This window comes from Streptomyces sp. NPDC111802, assembly GCF_055634335.1.
In genome coordinates, this window is sequence record NZ_JBVKCZ010000011.1 from 69,485 (window position 1) to 86,964 (window position 17,480).

Here is a 17,480-nt window from a genome sequence, read left to right on the forward strand (position 1 = left end):
TCGACGCCGGTCCGTATATCCAGCCCGTCCGGCGTTTGAGGACGAGGCCCGTTCAGGGCCGAAGCGGGGGTCTGGGGGCGGCAGCCCCCAGGGATGGGACGGGTAGGGGCGGCGGGGGCGAGAACCTTCCGTTCCGTGCGGTTCATTCGGTCACCGGTGGATAGGGTCGCCCTATGGCTCTGCCCACCCCCTCGACCCGACCCGGCCGTGACGGACTCGCCGCCATCCTCGCGCGTCCCGACCGCGCGCTGATCGCACTCGACTTCGACGGGACGCTCGCTCCGATCGTGCCGGACCCGGAGAAGGCACGGGCGCACCCGGACGCCCTCCCGGCGCTCGCCGCACTCGCCCCCAAGGTCGCCGCCGTCGCCGTGATCACCGGCCGCCCGGCCGACGTCGCCGTGCGGTACGGCGGATTCGCCGGGGTCCCGGGGCTGGAGCACCTCGTCGTGCTGGGGCACTACGGCGCCGAGCGCTGGGACGCCGTCAGCGGCGAGGTCACCGCACCCGACCCGCACCCCGGCGTGGCCGCCGTCCGGGCGGAACTGCCCGGGCTGCTGGGCGGCAACGGCACATGGATCGAGGACAAGGGGCACGCCATCGCCGTACACACGCGACGAGCTGAAGACCCGCAAGGCACCTTCGACGCCCTCCGCGAACCCCTCGCCGACCTCGCCACCCGCAACGGCCTGATCGTCGAACCCGGCCGTATGGTCCTGGAACTGCGCCCACCCGGCATGGACAAGGGCGTGGCGCTCACCGAATACGTCCGGGAACTCGGCGCCGAGTCCGTCCTCTACGCCGGCGACGACCTCGGCGACCTCCCCGCCTACGCCGCCGTCGACCGACTCCGCTCCGACGGCACCCCGGGACTCCTGGTGTGCAGCGGCAGCGAGGAGGTCACCGAGCTGTCGAAGCAGGCGGACGTCGTGGTCGACGGCCCGGCAGGGGTCGTACGGCTGTTGCGGCAGATCGCCGCTCAGGCGGGTTGATCTACGCCCGCCCCTCCTCCAACCCCCGCAACTGATCCAGGAACCACTGCGCGGGCGGCAGCGCGGTCGCTGCCGCCGCCAGCCGCTTCGAGCGCTCCGCCCGCTCCTCCGGCCGCATGGTCAACGCCTCGTGCAGCGCCCGCGCCGTGCCGATCACGTCGTACGGGTTGACGGCGTACGCGTCCTCGCCGAGTTCCTCGAAGGCCCCCGCCTCCCGTGACAGCACCAGCGCGCAGCCCTCGTCGGACACGACCGGCACCTCCTTGGCGACGAGGTTCATGCCGTCCCGGATGGGGTTGACCAGCGCCACGTCCGCCAGCCGGTACGCGGCCAGCGAGCGGGCGAAGTCGTCCTTGACGTGAAGCACGATCGGGGTCCAACCCGGTGTCCCGTACTGGGAGTTGATCTCCTCCGCCAGCCGCTGGACCTCGGCCGTGTAGTCGCGGTACACCGCCAGGTCCTGCCGTGAGGGGTACGCGAAGGCGACGTGCACCACCCGTTCGCGCCACTCGGGGTGGTCGTCGAGCAGCTGCCGGTAGGCCAGCAGGCCGCGCACGATGTTCTTGGACAGCTCGGTCCGGTCGACCCGCACGATCGTCCTGCGGGCCCTCCCGTCCGCGGTCGTGCCGATCTCGCCGCGCAGCACGGCCATCCGCTCGGCCACGTCGGTCTCGTGCGAACGCGCCCGCAGGAAGTCCGCGTCCGCCCCCAGCCCGTGCACCCCGATCCGCGTCCCCCCGAGCCCTCCGGCGATGTCGGCGCAGCACGCCTCGAACGCGTCCGCCCATCGCCGCGTGAGGAATCCCAGCCGGTCCGCGCCGAGCATCCCGCGCAGCACCTGACCCGCGATGTCGTCGGGCAGCATCCGGAAGTACTCCGGCGGCGCCCACGGCGTGTGCGAGAAGTGGCCGATCCGCAGATCCGGGCGCAGCTCGCGCAGCATCCCCGGCACCAGCGTCAGGTGGTAGTCCTGCACCAGCACCGCCGCCCCGGGCGCCGCCTGCCGGGCCAGTGCCTCGGCGAAGGCGCGGTTGTAGGTCTCGTACGAGGCCCACTGGCGCCGGAACTCCGCGTCGAAGACCGGCTCCAGCGGTGTCTGGTACAGCATGTGGTGGACGAACCACAGGACCGAGTTGGCGATGCCGTTGTACGCGTCCGCGTGCACGTCGGCCAGGATGTCCAGCATCAGCACGCCGTCCTCGCCGACCCCGCGCCGCACCGCCTCCCGGTCCCCGACGGACAGCGCGGAGCACACCCACAGGGCGTCCGCGTCCGGACCGATCGCCGACAGCCCGGAGACGACTCCGCCGCCGCCTCTCTTGGAGTGCAGCGAGCCGTCGTCGCGCACCTCGTACGAGACCGGGCCGCGGTTCGACGCGACCAGCACCTTGGCAGCACCCTGCGTGGAAGCCATACGCCTCAACCTAGCCCGCGCCGGAAACGCTCAAACGTGCGGTTCCGCTCAGTGGGCGGCACTTGTACGCCCTGTATACGGCCGGTTTCCGGTGTTTACGCGACCTTCCGCGTCGCATACTCGGCGATCTCCACCATCGGCGGCCGCTCCTCGGTGTCCACCGAGTACGTACGCGGCTCGAAACCGTCCTCGCCCCGCTCGAACTGGGTGAGGGAGGGGCGGATCAGATGACCGCGGGCCAGCCTCAGCTGGGCCGTGCGGTAGATCGCGGCGGACATCCGGCCGAGCGCCTGTCCGTCCTGGTGGCGGTGCTTGCGCACCCCCACGTCCACCTGGGCCAGAGCGTCCAGGCCCACCAGATGCAGGGCGTCGACCAGCATGCCGAGCTCGACGCCGTATCCGACGGGGAACGGCAGCTGCTCAAGCAGCGACCTGCGCGCCGCGTACTCGCCGCCGAGCGGCTGCACGAAACCGGCCAGCTGTGGCCAGTGCATGTTCAGCAGCGGGCGCGCCATCAGCTCGGTCACCCGGCCGCCCTGTCCGGCCGCCGAGCCCAGCGGGCGGTCGTACATCGCCTTGACCAGGTCCACGTCGGGGTCGGTGAGCAGCGGGCCGACGATGCCGGAGACGAAGTCGGAGGAGAACTCCTTCAGGTCGGCGTCGATGAAGCAGACGATGTCCCCGCTCGTCACCAGCAGCGAGCGCCACAGCACCTCGCCCTTGCCGGGCACGGCCGGGACGCGTGGGAGGATCTCGTCCCGGTGCACCACGCGCGCGCCCGCGGCGGCGGCCACCTCGGAGGTGCGGTCGGTGGACCCGGAGTCGACGACGACGATCTCGTCGACCAGCGGAATCTGCCGCACCAGGTCATGGGCGATGATCGAGACGATCTCGCCGACCGTCTCCTCCTCGTTGAGTGCGGGCAGCACGACGGACACCGACTGGCCCGTGCGCTGCTTGGCGGCGAGGATGTGATGCGGCGGGCGATCGGCAACGGACCAGGAGCGGCTGCTCAGCCAGCGCTCAGTTTCTTCCAGCACGGTGGGCGGCTCCTCACTGTCGGGACGCGATGATCCATCTCGCGGTTCGGACGGCTATCTCAACTGTCCTGGCCTTCGGTTACAGTCTTGAACAACGCGGATGACCATCGCATGTCCTGGGTCGACCGTCGTCAACAACCGCATACCGCTCATCCAGAGGGGCAGAGGGATACGGCCCGATGAAGCCCCGGCAACCCTCCAGTCGGTTCTCGTAGATCAGCGTCGATCGTCACCGTTGATCGTCTCCGCGAGGCTCCCGGCTAGGGAAGGTGCCAAATCCGTCTCACGGCGAGATGCGTCGTGAGGAAGATGAGGAGAAAGGGCCTCGCCTCACATGGCTGTGCAGACTGTTGCAAGCACCACCGACTCCACCGTAGACCTCGGTCCCGCCGCGGCGCTGTCCTGCCGCGAGTGCGGTCACCGGGTCCCGCTCGGCCCGGTCTTCGCGTGCGAGGAGTGTTTCGGCCCGCTGGAGATCGCGTACGACTTCTCGGCCTACGACACCGAGGAGCTCCGTAAGCGGATCGAAGCGGGTCCCGCGAACATCTGGCGCTATGCGCCGCTCCTTCCCGTCCCGGCCGACGTGGCGACCAAGCCGAACATCAACCCCGGCTGGACCAAGCTCGTCAAGGCCGACAACCTCGCGAACGAGCTCGGCGTCGACGCCGGCAAGCTGTTCGTCAAGGACGACTCCGGCAACCCGACGCACTCCTTCAAGGACCGCGTCGTCGCCCAGGCCCTGGAGGCCGCCCGCGCCTTCGGCTTCACCACCCTCTCCTGCTCCTCGACCGGCAACCTCGCCGGTGCGGTGGGCGCCGCCGCGGCCCGCGCCGGTTTCCGGTCCTGCGTGTTCATCCCGCACGACCTGGAGCAGGGCAAGGTCGTCATGGCCGCGGTCTACGGCGGCGAGCTCGTCGGCATCGAGGGCAACTACGACGACGTGAACCGTTTCTGCTCCGAGCTGATCGGCGACCCGGCCGGCGAGGGCTGGGGCTTTGTGAACGTCAACCTGCGGCCGTACTACGCCGAGGGTTCCAAGACCCTGGCGTACGAGATCTGCGAGCAGCTCGGCTGGCAGCTCCCGGACCAGCTGGTCGTCCCGATCGCGTCCGGCTCGCAGCTCACCAAGATCGACAAGGGGCTGCAGGAGCTGATCAAGCTCGGGCTCGTCGAGGACAAGCCGTACAAGATCTTCGGTGCGCAGGCCGAGGGCTGCTCGCCGGTGTCGACGGCGTTCAAGGCCGGCCACGACGTGGTCCGCCCGCAGAAGCCGAACACCATCGCCAAGTCGCTGGCGATCGGCAATCCGGCCGACGGCCCGTACGTCCTCGACATCGCGCGCCGCACGGGCGGGTTCGTGGAGGATGTGACGGACGAGCAGGTCGTGGACGCGATCAAGGTGCTCGCCCGGACCGAGGGCATCTTCGCGGAGACCGCGGGTGGTGTGACGGTGGGCGTCACGAGGAAGCTCATCGAGAACGGGGTCCTCGACCCCACCAGGACCACCGTCGTCCTCAACACCGGCGACGGCCTCAAGACCCTTGACGCGGTGGCCGGTACCGGTCTCACCGCCACCATCCGCCCGAACCTGGACTCCTTCCGAGAGGCTGGCCTCGCATGAGCGTGACCGTCCGCATCCCCACCATCCTGCGCACCTACACCGGCGGGCAGGCCGAGGTCGCCGCCGACGGCGCCAACCTCGGCGAGGTCATCGCCGATCTGGAGAAGAACCACACCGGGATCGCCGCCCGGGTGCTCGACGACCAGGGCAAGCTGCGCCGGTTCGTCAATGTGTACGTCAATGACGACGACGTGCGTTTCGAGCAGGGGCTGGAGACGGCGACCCCGGACGGTGCGGGTGTCTCCATCATTCCGGCCGTGGCCGGCGGCTGACCGGCTGACCGAATGACCGATCATTACCATCGGTAACCCCGGTCACTAAGAGTTCATCGAATTGCCCCCTCCGTGAGAGAAGCGGAGGGGGCAATTCTGTGTGGTTGAGCGGGGTACAGTTGGGGAATGCGCGGCCGATCTCCGAGTCGGTTGCCCTTGATTTCTGCCGCAGGCCCGACAAGAAGTAGCCAAAGTGTGCGGGTTTTTTGCGGCTTTTGTGCCGTTTGCCGGGTCCGACTTGACCTGAAGTCAGCGGAATTGTCCCCACATTCCCGACCGGTCGTGCCCGGATTTCTCGTCCGATTGACCTGTTGCAGACGGCAGTTGGGCAGATACATTCAGCCGCGGTCGACGCGTTCCGGCGCACGCCCCCGACCGATGGGGGGTGAGGTCTGACCCGGATCCGCGAAGTGTGGATCTGTGCAAGGGCCAGTAATAGGGGAGTTAGGCATGGCTCAGGGCACCGTCAAGTGGTTCAACGCGGAGAAGGGGTACGGCTTCATCGCGGTCGACGGTGGTGCGGATGTTTTCGTCCACTACAGCGCGATCCAGATGGACGGGTACCGCACCCTGGAGGAAGGTCAGCGGGTCGATTTCGAGATCTCGCAGGGCCAGAAGGGGCCGCAGGCGGACATGGTCCGTCTCGCGACCACCTGAAGCACGCGTCGACTAACAGCAGCGACGTTCTTCTTCGAAGGACCCGCACTCCCCGGGGTGCGGGTCCTTCGCCATGTCCGGACCTGTCCGGCCCTGTCCGGCACCCGTTCACGTCCGGCCGAGCGCCCGCCCGATCCCCGAGAGCCGCTTGCGCCCGCCCGTCGCCCGGCCGCCACCCCCCATCGAGCCCGCTTCGCGGGCGCCTTGCACTCTCGTACCCCGAGTGCTAATCATTGGCGTTAGCACTCTGAAGGTGAGAGTGACAACGAAGGACCGGGTCGGTGAGGCCCGCAGGCCGGGTGGTGCAAGGAATCACAAGGCATGCGAGCCGTCCGTCGCGGGCGCGGGCGCGGTCCGAAGGAATCACCCCCAGTCCTGGAGGGACCACTTCACATGGCCAAGATCATCGCGTTCGACGAGGAGGCGCGGCGCGGCCTCGAGCGCGGCATGAACCAGCTCGCGGACGCCGTGAAGGTGACGCTCGGCCCCAAGGGCCGCAACGTCGTCCTCGAGAAGAAGTGGGGCGCCCCCACGATCACCAACGATGGTGTCTCCATCGCCAAGGAGATCGAGCTCGAGGACCCGTACGAGAAGATCGGCGCCGAGCTGGTCAAGGAAGTCGCCAAGAAGACGGACGACGTCGCCGGTGACGGTACGACCACGGCGACCGTTCTCGCCCAGGCCCTGGTCAAGGAGGGCCTGCGCAACGTAGCCGCCGGCGCCAACCCGATGGCCCTCAAGCGCGGTATCGAGAAGGCCGTCGAGGCCGTCTCCGCCGCCCTGCTCGAGCAGGCCAAGGACGTCGAGACCAAGGAGCAGATCGCCTCCACGGCCTCCATCTCCGCCGCCGACACCCAGATCGGCGAGCTCATCGCCGAGGCCATGGACAAGGTCGGCAAGGAAGGCGTCATCACCGTCGAGGAGTCCCAGACCTTCGGTCTGGAGCTGGAGCTCACCGAGGGTATGCGCTTCGACAAGGGCTACATCTCGGCGTACTTCGCCACCGACATGGAGCGGATGGAGGCATCGCTCGACGACCCGTACATCCTGATCGCCAACTCCAAGATCGGCTCCGTCAAGGACCTGCTCCCGCTCCTGGAGAAGGTCATGCAGTCGGGCAAGCCGCTGCTGATCATCGCCGAGGACGTCGAGGGCGAGGCCCTGTCGACCCTGGTCGTCAACAAGATCCGCGGCACCTTCAAGTCCGTCGCGGTCAAGGCCCCGGGCTTCGGTGACCGCCGCAAGGCGATGCTGAACGACATCGCCATCCTCACCGGTGGCGAGGTCATCTCCGAGGAGGTCGGTCTCAAGCTCGAGAACACCTCCCTCGACCTGCTGGGCCGCGCCCGCAAGGTGGTCATCACCAAGGACGAGACCACCATCGTCGACGGCGCCGGCTCCACGGAGCAGGTGCAGGGCCGGGTCAACCAGATCCGCGCCGAGATCGAGAACAGCGACTCGGACTACGACCGCGAGAAGCTGCAGGAGCGCCTGGCGAAGCTCGCCGGCGGTGTCGCGGTCATCAAGGCCGGTGCCGCCACCGAGGTGGAGCTCAAGGAGCGCAAGCACCGCATCGAGGACGCCGTGCGCAACGCCAAGGCGGCCGTCGAGGAGGGCATCGTCGCCGGTGGTGGCGTGGCCCTGCTCCAGGCTTCCGGTGTCTTCGAGAAGCTGGACCTCGAGGGTGACGAGGCGACCGGCGCCAACGCCGTGAAGCTCGCCCTGGAGGCCCCGCTCAAGCAGATCGCCGTCAACGGTGGTCTCGAGGGTGGCGTCGTCGTGGAGAAGGTCCGCAACCTTCAGGTCGGTCACGGCCTGAACGCCGCGACCGGTGAGTACGTCGACATGATCGCCGAGGGCATCATCGACCCGGCGAAGGTGACGCGTTCCGCGCTGCAGAACGCCGCGTCGATCGCCGCGCTGTTCCTCACCACCGAGGCCGTCATCGCCGACAAGCCGGAGAAGGCCGCCGCGCCTGCCGGTGGCGGTATGCCGGGCGGTGACATGGACTTCTGATCGACCTCGGGGCCCCGGCTCCGGTTGATCAACGTCCTTACCGAGGGCGGCACTTCCTGTTGCGACAGGGGGTGCCGCCCTCGGTGCGTTTGGCGGGCGCGGGTGGTTCGTGGTTGCTCGCGCAGTTCCCCGCGCCCCTGGAGGGACGTCCACTGCACGTACCCAAGGGGCGCGGGGAACTGCGCGACCAGCCCCCACCGGCCCGCAGCCGCCCACGAAAACCTCACCCTCCACTCGGGAATGCGTGGCCTCACCCCCACCGTTGCTTAATGTGGTGCAACAATGCGTGCGCACATACCGAACGGTATAAACAGTCCCGCTTCCAAGGAGCCCTCCAGGTGACCGTCACCGAGTCCGCCGCCTCCCGCGCGGCCCAGATCCTGTCCCGGCCGACCGCGATCAACGGCCTCACCGTCCCGAACCGCATCGTGATGGCGCCGATGACCCGGATGTTCTCGCCGGGCGGCGTCCCCGGTGAGGACGTGCTGTCGTACTACTCGCGTCGGGCCGCCGCCGGGGTGGGGCTGATCGTCACCGAGGGGACGTACGTCGGCCATGAGTCGGCCGGGCAGAGCAACCGGGTGCCGCGGTTCCACGGGGAGGAGCAGCTGGCGGGCTGGGCGAAGGTCGCCGAGGCGGTGCACGCGGCGGGCGGCACCATCGTGCCGCAGCTGTGGCACATCGGCATGGTGCGCGAGCAGGGCCAGCCGCCGTTCGCCGACGCCCCCGCCGTCGGCCCCTCGGGTCTGCGTATCGGCGCCGACGAGGCCACCGGCAGGGCGATGACCCGGCAGGACCTGGACGACGTGATCGGCGCCTTCGCCGAGGCCGCCGCGGACGCCGAGCGCCTCGGCTTCGACGGCGTGGAGATCCACGGCGCGCACGGCTACCTCGTCGACCAGTTCCTGTGGTCGGGGACGAACCGCCGCACGGACGCGTACGGCGGTGACCCCGTCGCCCGTACGAAGTTCGGCGCTGAGATCGTGGCCGCCGTACGCGAGAAGGTCTCGCCGGACTTCCCCGTCATCTTCCGCTACTCGCAGTGGAAGCAGGAGGCCTACGACGCCCGTCTCGCCGAGACCCCGGAGGAGCTGGAGGCCATCCTGGCCCCGCTCGCCGCGGCCGGCGTCGACGCCTTCCACGCCTCCACCCGCCGCTACTGGATCCCGGAGTTCGACGGCTCCGACCTCAACCTCGCGGGCTGGACGAAGAAGCTGACCGGCAGGCCCGCCATCACGGTCGGCTCGGTCGGCCTGGACGGCGAGTTCCTCGGCGCGTTCGCCGGCCAGGGCTCCGCGCTCAAGGGCATCGACGGCCTCCTGGACCGTCTGGAGTCCGAGGAGTTCGACTTCGTCGCCGTCGGCCGGGCGCTGCTCCAGGACCCGGAGTGGGCGGCGAAGGTGCTGGCCGGCCGCTTCGAGGAGCTCGCGCCGTACGACGCGGCGTCGCTGAAGACCCTGAGCTGACGTCTGCCCGGTCGGTCTGGTCGGCCTGGTCGGCGTACGAAAGCCGCGGCTTCCGGCAGTTCGGTGATGGCCGCGGCTCGGTGACACGTTCTGACACCATGCCAGTACCTGCCACCGGAAGTTTCTTGATCACCGCTGGATCCCCTGCCTAATATCGCGTGCGTCGCTTGTCGTACAAATTGAATCGGGGGAAAATGCCACGGGATTCCGACCGGCCGGCGAATTTCCATTCCGGTGAGCTGACCGCTCAGATCCGGGCCGGCCAGACAGTCGAAGCAGAATGCCTCGGACCAGTCGTCAAGCCGTTCCTCGCGGAGGGCGGACGATCACTCATAGATTCCGCACGCATTGCCGTGGCAACGACGATCGGAACGAACGGCGCACCGATGCTGTCGCTGCTCGCCGCCGATGCCGGGGCATTCGGCGCGCTCGGTTCGTCGGGCCTCACGATCCCGCGCGCGGCCGTGAGCCCCGAGGACGCCTTGTTCGACAACCTGCGACGAGATCGGCGGATCGGTCTCGTGTACCTCGATCCGCACACCCGTCGGCGCTTCCGGGTCAACGGTGAGGTCGTGGACTCCCGCACCGACCCGCTCGAGGTGTCCATCCTCGAGGCGTTCCCCAACTGCAAGAAGTACCTGGTCCGTCAGCAGGTGACGACGTCGACGCAGGTCTCTGCGAAGGCGGCGACCCGCGGCCGGTCGATCACCCGGGCCGACGCCGCCCTGCTGTGCCAGGCATCGCTGGTCTTCGTCGGCACCGCGAATCCGCAGGGCCAGCTCGACGCGGCGACCCGCAGCGGGGACCCGGGGTTCATCCGCGAGGTCGCGCGGAACACGTTCGAGATCCCGGACTTCGCCGGAAACGCCATGTACCAGACCATCGGCAACCTCCTGCTGGAGCCGCGGGCGAGCATCGGCTTCGTCGCCGGTGACGAGTTCGTCGTGTTGACCGGCTCGTCGACCGCGCACTGGGAGGACGAGGCGGAACGATCGGGAGGCAACGGCCGCTTCTGGCGCTTCACGCCGCGTTCCTGGCGGCGGGTACCGCTTCCGATGCCGGTGGAGCTCAGCGGTTACGACCGGTCCCGGCACACCCCCGTCCTCGATTGACCATCTGCCCCTGACGCCCGCACCACTGGGAGGAATCCGCGTGTCCGCAGCGCACGACCTGACCGACAAGGGTCAGCCGCCGTCGCCCGGCCGGGTCTGGGAACTCTGCGAGTTCTACATCCTCGGCTTCGACGTCTCCCGGCTGCTCTACGCGGACGACGGCCGTCCACTGGGCGAGCGGTACGCCGCCGCCCGGGTACGCGAAGGCGTCCCCTATGACATGCGCCGCTGCCCGTACTCCGGCTCCCGGTCCGGCTACGAGATGAACGTCTCAGCGCTGCGCAGCATGCAGGCCGATTGGCCCGACGTCCTCGAGGGTGTCGCGGAGATCCGCGAGGCCTTCCACCGCCGGTACGGCCACGAGGAACTGGACTGGCGCTGGGCCTGGGTGTTCGGCCGGGTACTCACCACGCTCCCGACCCTGTACGCGCGGCGGTCCGGCGAAGGAAGCCGCACCATCGTCCCGCGGCGCATCGCCAGTCTGTACAAGCCGAGCCTCGGTATGGCGATGACGCCCGAGTACATAATGCTCGCGGGGGGCGACTGCAAGGCGGCGCCGAGTCCGGACGAATTCTTCCGGGAGACCGAGGACCGCGGGGTGTTCCTCACGCCGGACGCCGCGTGCTCCGGCCCTGTGCGTCATGTCCGGGAGTTCCTTGAGGTCTGTCTGGGGCCACGCCGCGCGCCGCGTTTCCGGTGGGTGGCGGACCTGGTCGACCTCGACGACCTCATCAGCTACAGCTGGGCGAATGCCGAGCTCGAACTCGCGAAATACCGCTTCCTGTTGGCTCTCGCCCTGCGTGACGGGCCGGACTGGCAGGAAATCTTCGATTCGCCGGCTCCGTCGTCGTTCGATGATCGCGCGCTGGACGAACTCGCCGCCCAACTCGATGAAACCATCGGGTACCTGGGATTCTCCGAAAGGATCGTCGAACTCGGTCGACGCGAGGTCACTTCGCTCGCGGAATGGTGTGAGCTGTTCTCCGACCTGCTCGTGCCCGTCCTGGGCATGGTCCATGACGGTTCGTCGCGACCGACGCTGGACACGGCAGACGTGCGTTTGATGGCCCGTCATCTCAGTCGCAGTTGGAGATCATCCGGTATCGACGCCGGACTTGAACTTGCTCGTGTACCCGTGGTGGGTCTCTGAAGATTGTATGATCCGGCGTGCCGGTCATCATGATTCCGGCCGACCACGGCGCAGGGGGATGCCATGTCGATGCCACATGCCGTGACGGCAAGTGCCGAGAGGCTCTACAGACTTCTGGTGGAGAGCGGCGGCTCGGCACCGCGCAACACCCTGCTCGGCGGCGAGTCGTCGGCCGGCGCCGAAACGTTCACCCAGGCCGACATCGACATCCTCGTCTCCCTGCACCTGGTGAGCGTGGAGTCCGGGACGGGTGTGGTGTCGGTACTCAACCCGCGGCTCGCGCTCACCGCTTCCGTTGCCCAGCGCGCCGCGGAGATCAACAGGCTGCACGCCGAGTCGGAGCAGGTTCGCGCGGGAATCGAGGGCCTGCAGGAGGCCTACGACTCGCTGGGTGGCTTCGGCGACCAAGCGCAGACGGTCGAACGGAGCAACGACCTCCAGCTCATCCGCTCGCTGCTGAGCCACGCCGGGCAGAACTGTGTGAGCGAGGTGCTCACGGCCCAGCCGGAAGCGCTGCAGGAGAGTGCCGTCGCCGACAGCCGTCCGCGCGACCTGGCTCTGCTGCAGCGCGGTGTACGGATGCGGACGATCTATCCGCACACCGTGCTGTCGAGCCCGGCGGTGCAGCGCCACTTCTCGATCATGCAGGCGGCCGGTTCCGAGATACGGACCGCCTCCGGGATCATCGAACGGGTCGTCATATTCGACCGCGAGGTTGCCTTCCTGGCCGATCGGAGGGACCGCGGGGGCGGCGCCGTCATCATCCGCGAGCCCGCGGTCGTGGAGTACCTGTACCAGTCGCTCGAGCAGACCTGGCGGCTGGCGACGCCGTTCGTCTACACCCGGGTCGGCTACGGAGAGACCATCGACGACATCAAGGCCGGCATCCTCCGGCAGATGGCGGCGGGTGCCAAGGACGAGGTGGTGGCCAAGCGCATGAACATGTCCACGCGCACCTGCCGTCGTCACATCTCCGAGATCCTCGCCGAACTGGGAGCCGACAGTCGCTTCCAGGCCGGCATGCTCGCCGCCAGGCTCGGCTGGATCGACACGTCCTGGACCGAGGGCGCCCAGCAGGACACCGCCGTCTGACAGGTCTGCCGCCGCAGGGAAGATCTTCAGACCAGAGCCGGGCCCGGTCGGACCCCGAGGTTGTGGCGGGCGATGCTGATGCTCAGGTCCTGGACCGCGTACACCGTGTAGTAGTACATCTGCGGGACGACCGACTCGCCCAGGGCCAGGGTGAACCGGTCCGTGAACACGCCGGCCTCCTCGATCGCGGTGGAACGCAAGGGGGCGCTGAGGGTGTAGTCGGTGAGGTAGGGAGGCGTGTAGAAGCCGTAGTGCACGGTGCCCTTCCGGGCCTGCGAGATCTCGAGCTGCACGGTCACCGACGCACCCATGTAGGTGCTCACGGGTGACCTGGTGATCACAACCGGGCCGTGCGCAGGACGGAAGTCGCCGTCGCCGCAGCGCAGGCACCCGACGACCTCGACGTCCGGGATGACGCGGCTCTTGCCGGTCCGGACGAACTTCTGCGCGATGTCTCCGCAGGTGTCGCACGCCACCTGTTCGGGCGTCGAGCGCACCACGCTGCGATCGGCCCAGTAGTCGGGGTAGTCCATCATCGGATCGTCCGGGTCGGCCGCGATCCGTTCGGCGATGGAGCGGTCCAACGCGGCCAGATCGCGCACCAGTTGGGCATGGATGCGCTCCGACTCGGTGGCGGACGTCCGGCACAGCAGCCGGGTGTACTTCTTCAGGAACTTGGCGCAGGCCGCCTTCGACGGGTGGTCGGCGGGGAGGATCCCGCTCTCCGCCCATCCCACGGCCCGGTCGAGCGCGAGGGCCAGGAGCCTGTCGGTCTCCTGTTGTCTCTGATCACCGGCGCTGACGGCCGCCATGGCCGCCGCCGGAGCGTTCGGTTCCCACTGCACGCCGTGACGCAGGAAGACGCCGTACGGGTTGACGTCGCCGACGCTGGCGTTGAGCACGGCCGCCATGTCCTCGCCGGAGTCGTGCTGGGCGAGAAACCGCGCCGACTCCGGCATTCCGACGTTGCTGTTCGTGACGGCGGCGACGACGGTCTGCGCGGTGCCGTCGATGGCCGCCAGCACCATCTGGTAGCGCACGGCGTAGGAGCCGGTGTCGGCGAACGGACCGCTGTGGCAGGAACTCAATATCAGTTCGGCCGCCGCGAACTCGGAGAACCGGATGAACTTGAGCTTGTTCTCGGGGTCCGGGTAGCCGTAGCCGAATCGGGGCCGCAGTGTGACGGGGCCTTCGGGCGCGTCGACGTCGCTGACTCCGGACAGCGCCCAGTCCCCCAGGAGCAGGACCTGGTCCTTTCCGTGCGACTGGAACTGCAGGCGCCGCCATGGCGACTCGGACAGGAATCCGCGGATGTCACGGGTCTGGAAGTCCTCGTAGGACAACACTGCCACGTCCTTCGGCGGGTCGTCCACGACGTCCTGGCTGGTGAGCAGCGCCTGCTGAGTGACGTCCGGCCTCACCCGGGCGTACTGCTTCGCGATCATCCAGCTCACGGACGCCAGATCCCTACCGGTCAGCACGGAGACCCCTGGGCGGGGGGCGCAGTAGCCCACGAGGGGCGCCACGATCTTCGACAACAGGTTCTGGTAGAGACCGCAGATGAGCAGCGAGCGCGCACCGGACGCCACCGCGGGGTCCGTCGTCCAGGTGCGTGCCAGCGGGCGCAGCAGGACACGGACGGCGTCGGCCTCGGGGGCGTCGCCGAGTAGGTCCAGGCCCGTGTCGGCGGGTTCCGGAACGTGGACCGTGCCGTAGAGCTCCTCGGCCCTGCCGGCCGACGCACGCAGGTCGGGGCGGTCGGAGGCGAGGAAGGGAACTGCCTTCGACTGTCCGTCAAGAAAACGAGTGGCCGCCTGGGACAGGGCAGCGGTGGTGTCGCACGGATGGAACATCTCACTGCGCTCGGTGGACGTCACGGCGCATCGCCTCTCTCGTGTTTCTGTATCCGGTTCAAAGGAAGTCCACCTCGTTCCTGGCTGCGTCGATCTCGGCGGCGAGAGCGGACAGGACCGGGTTGGCGACCACCGTGCGGTATTCCAGGATCACCCCGAGTTCACGTTTGATCCGGCTCTGCATACGGAAGGCGAGCAGGGAGTGGCCGCCGAGCTGGAAGAAGTCGTCGTTGCCGCCGATGTCGCCGACGCCCAGGAGCGACTCCCACACGTCCGCCAGGAGACGCTCGGTCTCGGTGGCGGGAGCGGTGTGGTTCTGCTGCCGTACGTGGTGCTGGTCGAGGAGTTCCTGGAGTCGCCGCACATCACGCTCGCCGTGGTCGCCCGCCGGGATCTCGGGCAGGGCGATGAAGTGGCCGGGCACCATGAAGTCGGGCAGTTCGGCCTCGGCGTAGGCGCGCAGTTCCTTCAGGGGGAGCGAGTCGTCGAGGACGACGAACGCCACCAGCCGGCGATCGGAGCCCTCGCCGGAGGGCAGGACGACGGCCTCGCGCACCTGGCGGTGGCGGCGCAGCCCGCGCTCCACCTCGCCGGGCTCGACGCGGTGAGTCTCGGGGTCGGCGGCCGGTTGGGAAGATGCGGTCACGGCGATATCTCCAATTCGGAAATTCGATGCGGAAGGCATTGTTCAGCGTTCAGTCGGGCGACAACTCAATGGCGTTACCATCGCTGGGTGATTGAGGACGGGGCCAGCGACCAGGGCAGCGTGACCACGGTTCGGCGGGTCGGCGACACCATCAGACGTCCCGTGAGGGAGTGGACGCCGGCGGTGCATTCGCTGTTGCAGCACTTGGAGAGGGTGGGCTTCCGCAAAGCGCCGCGCGCGCTGGGCGTGGACGGCCAGGAGGAGGTGCTGTCCCTGCTCCACGGAGAGCCCGCCTTCAAGCCTTGGCCTCCCTTTCTGCGCTCTACGCACGGACTGGTGGAACTCGGGCACTGGCTGCGGGACTACCACCACGCCGTGCGTGACTTCCGGCCTTCGCCCGGCACTCGCTGGCAGCTGCGCGAAGAGGAATGGAAGCCGGGCATGGTGATCCGGCACGGCGACCTCGGCCTGTGGAACTCCATCTGGGACGGCGACCGCCTGACCGGTTTCATCGACTGGGACTTCGCGGCACCCGGATACGCCATCGACGACCTGGCGCAACTCGCCTGGTACGCTGTGCCGTTGCGCCCGACGGATCCCGAACGGGACCAAGGCACCACCGGCATGACGGAGTTGCGTACCCGTCTCGCGGTTCTCTGCTCCGCCTACGGGGCGCAACCGCCGGCCGTGCTGGACGCCTTGGAGGGGCTTCAGGAACGCGAAGCCGAACGCATCCGACGCCTGGGCGCGCGCGGAATCGAACCGTGGGCCGGCTTCCTGGCACGGGGCGATGCGACCGAGATGCGCGATGAAGCGCGCTGGCTGCAGGAGAACCGTGGCCTGCTGCTCGGCGGGGCGTGAGATGGATCTGCTCCATTTCGTCTACCGGCCGGAGCCCTCGAGCGCCGCGGGGAGCGCCGGCGCGACCGGGGTGGTCAGAGGTTCGGCCCACAGCCTGCGGCTCCGCCAGGACATGAGCGCCGCAAGGCCGGCGAGGACAGCCGCGAAGACGAACGCACCTCGGTAGTCGCTGTGCACGATCACGAAGCCGCCGGTCTGCGCTCCGATCGCTGTGCCGCAGATGGCCGCGGACGTCATGATGGCGAAGCCGCTGTTGCGTTGCGTCTCCGGCACCGTTCGCGCCACGAGGTCGTACTCCGTCGCGATCACGGGCACCACCAGGACGGCGCCCGCTGACAGGGCCAGCACCATCGTGGTGAAGGAATACGCGAAAGCGGGCACCAGGTACGACACGGCCAGGCCTGTGACACCGATGCAGTACAGCGTCTCCTTGGGCATCCGCCATGTCCTGACGGCGTACGCGGCACCCGCGGCCAGGCCGATGCCGCCGGAGATGGCCCACAGGGGACCGGTCAGCGCCGCGGAACCGATCGACACCGCGAACGCCGGAACCGCGACCTGCTCCACACCGCCCGCGATCGCCTCGATGACCATCCGGATGGTCAGCGCGCGAAAGCCGCGCTGCCGCAGCGGAGCGAGTGCGCCGTGCGAACCGGGTTCGTGACCGTCGCCTGATTCCGGCGCCCGGGGGACAGTGCGCATGATCGGGAGGAAGGACAGCCCGACGGCCGATCCGCCCAGGAGGACAGCTCCAGCGGTCAGCGCCGTCTGAGCGCCGCCGAACAGGACAAAGCCGGAGAGCGCCAGTGGACCGAGAATCGCGAACAGCGATCCGGCCATGGCCTCAGCGGTGAAGATCGCTTCTCGCTCGTCGCCCTGCGCCCGGTCCGTGACCATCGACCGGAGTACAGAGCCGATCGGCGGTGTCGACAGTCCGGCCAACAGACACAGGACTGCGTTCACAGGCACGAAGGACGGGGACTGGAAGGACAACGCCCCCAGCGCCAGCAGATGCACGATGCCGGTGAGGCGCAGGGCGAAGGGGCGACTGCGTCGGTCCGCCAGGTGGCCGAGCCAGGGAGCCGCCACCGCGACCCCGAAGTTCAGCATCGCGACGTAGAACCCACCGAGAACGGCGGACCCACCTGCGGCATCGGTCCACAGCACCAGCGCGACGGAGGTCATGTACAGGGGCAGTCGACCGACGAAGGCCAGGAGAAACGGCAGATGCACCCAGCGGACTGCGGCGAGAACCCTCAGCTGGTTACCAGTCTTCATCGTGATCCAA

General features: G+C 68.7%; 15 protein-coding genes and 1 riboswitch. Of the genes, 10 read left to right on the forward strand and 5 right to left on the reverse strand.

What is annotated here, in order from left to right; translation table 11 throughout:
• Positions 1-173: 173 nt before the first annotated feature.
• Positions 174-992: a trehalose-phosphatase gene (gene otsB, locus ACZ7NC_RS14190; protein ID WP_471488012.1), complete on the forward strand. Its 819-nt coding sequence runs from the start codon at positions 174-176 to the stop codon at positions 990-992.
• A 1-nt stretch (position 993) separates the two neighbouring features.
• On the opposite strand, the gene ACZ7NC_RS14195 is transcribed toward otsB, so the two are convergent.
• Together ACZ7NC_RS14195 and ACZ7NC_RS14200 are read right to left on the reverse strand one after the other, a co-directional pair.
• Positions 994-2,406: an alpha,alpha-trehalose-phosphate synthase (UDP-forming) gene (locus tag ACZ7NC_RS14195; RefSeq protein ID WP_471488014.1), complete on the reverse strand. Its 1,413-nt coding sequence runs from the start codon at positions 2,404-2,406 to the stop codon at positions 994-996.
• A 95-nt stretch (positions 2,407-2,501) separates the two neighbouring features.
• On the reverse strand, positions 2,502-3,446 hold the full coding sequence (locus tag ACZ7NC_RS14200; RefSeq protein WP_471488016.1) for a glucosyl-3-phosphoglycerate synthase: 945 nt from the start codon (positions 3,444-3,446) through the stop codon (positions 2,502-2,504).
• Positions 3,447-3,592: 146 nt separating this feature from the next.
• A riboswitch (SAM riboswitch) is annotated at positions 3,593-3,762 on the forward strand.
• Between the two features lie 18 nt (positions 3,763-3,780).
• On the opposite strand from ACZ7NC_RS14200, the gene thrC reads away from it, so the two are divergent.
• The 8 genes from thrC (at position 3,781) to ACZ7NC_RS14240 (ending at position 12,832) form a co-directional block, all read left to right on the forward strand.
• On the forward strand, positions 3,781-5,067 hold the full coding sequence (thrC, locus tag ACZ7NC_RS14205; RefSeq protein ID WP_471488018.1) for a threonine synthase: 1,287 nt from the start codon (positions 3,781-3,783) through the stop codon (positions 5,065-5,067).
• Positions 5,064-5,339: a MoaD/ThiS family protein gene (locus ACZ7NC_RS14210; protein ID WP_062927577.1), complete on the forward strand. Its 276-nt coding sequence runs from the start codon at positions 5,064-5,066 to the stop codon at positions 5,337-5,339. The genes thrC and ACZ7NC_RS14210 overlap by 4 nt, the downstream gene beginning before the upstream one ends.
• Positions 5,340-5,789: 450 nt before the next feature.
• Positions 5,790-5,996 (forward strand): cold-shock protein, encoded by a 207-nt coding sequence (locus ACZ7NC_RS14215; RefSeq protein WP_006382349.1) that lies wholly within the window; start codon positions 5,790-5,792, stop codon positions 5,994-5,996.
• Between the two features lie 393 nt (positions 5,997-6,389).
• A complete protein-coding gene (gene groL, locus ACZ7NC_RS14220) occupies positions 6,390-8,012 on the forward strand; it encodes a chaperonin GroEL (protein ID WP_471488020.1) in 1,623 nt (540 codons plus the stop codon).
• A gap of 338 nt (positions 8,013-8,350) precedes the next feature.
• Positions 8,351-9,478 (forward strand): NADH:flavin oxidoreductase, encoded by a 1,128-nt coding sequence (locus ACZ7NC_RS14225; RefSeq protein WP_471488022.1) that lies wholly within the window; start codon positions 8,351-8,353, stop codon positions 9,476-9,478.
• A 167-nt stretch (positions 9,479-9,645) separates the two neighbouring features.
• Positions 9,646-10,590 (forward strand): hypothetical protein, encoded by a 945-nt coding sequence (locus ACZ7NC_RS14230; protein WP_471488024.1) that lies wholly within the window; start codon positions 9,646-9,648, stop codon positions 10,588-10,590.
• A gap of 40 nt (positions 10,591-10,630) precedes the next feature.
• Complete coding sequence (locus tag ACZ7NC_RS14235; RefSeq protein ID WP_471488026.1) at positions 10,631-11,740, forward strand: hypothetical protein; 1,110 nt, start codon at positions 10,631-10,633, stop codon at positions 11,738-11,740.
• Positions 11,741-11,803: 63 nt separating this feature from the next.
• Positions 11,804-12,832, forward strand: a complete 1,029-nt coding sequence (locus ACZ7NC_RS14240) for a helix-turn-helix transcriptional regulator (protein WP_471488028.1) — start codon at positions 11,804-11,806, stop codon at positions 12,830-12,832.
• Between the two features lie 26 nt (positions 12,833-12,858).
• Here ACZ7NC_RS14240 and ACZ7NC_RS14245 read toward each other — a convergent pair whose 3' ends face one another.
• Both ACZ7NC_RS14245 and ACZ7NC_RS14250 read right to left on the reverse strand, forming a co-directional pair.
• Complete coding sequence (locus tag ACZ7NC_RS14245) at positions 12,859-14,709, reverse strand: hypothetical protein (protein ID WP_471488030.1); 1,851 nt, start codon at positions 14,707-14,709, stop codon at positions 12,859-12,861.
• A gap of 34 nt (positions 14,710-14,743) precedes the next feature.
• Positions 14,744-15,331 carry a phosphopantetheine-binding protein gene (locus ACZ7NC_RS14250; RefSeq protein ID WP_471488032.1) on the reverse strand — a complete coding sequence of 196 codons (588 nt, stop codon included), beginning with the start codon at positions 15,329-15,331 and terminating at the stop codon, positions 14,744-14,746.
• An 87-nt stretch (positions 15,332-15,418) separates the two neighbouring features.
• Between ACZ7NC_RS14250 and ACZ7NC_RS14255 the strand changes: the two genes are divergently transcribed.
• Positions 15,419-16,192 (forward strand): phosphotransferase, encoded by a 774-nt coding sequence (locus ACZ7NC_RS14255; protein WP_471488034.1) that lies wholly within the window; start codon positions 15,419-15,421, stop codon positions 16,190-16,192.
• A 21-nt stretch (positions 16,193-16,213) separates the two neighbouring features.
• Here ACZ7NC_RS14255 and ACZ7NC_RS14260 read toward each other — a convergent pair whose 3' ends face one another.
• Positions 16,214-17,470: an MFS transporter gene (locus ACZ7NC_RS14260; protein ID WP_471488036.1), complete on the reverse strand. Its 1,257-nt coding sequence runs from the start codon at positions 17,468-17,470 to the stop codon at positions 16,214-16,216.
• Positions 17,471-17,480: the final 10 nt, after the last annotated feature.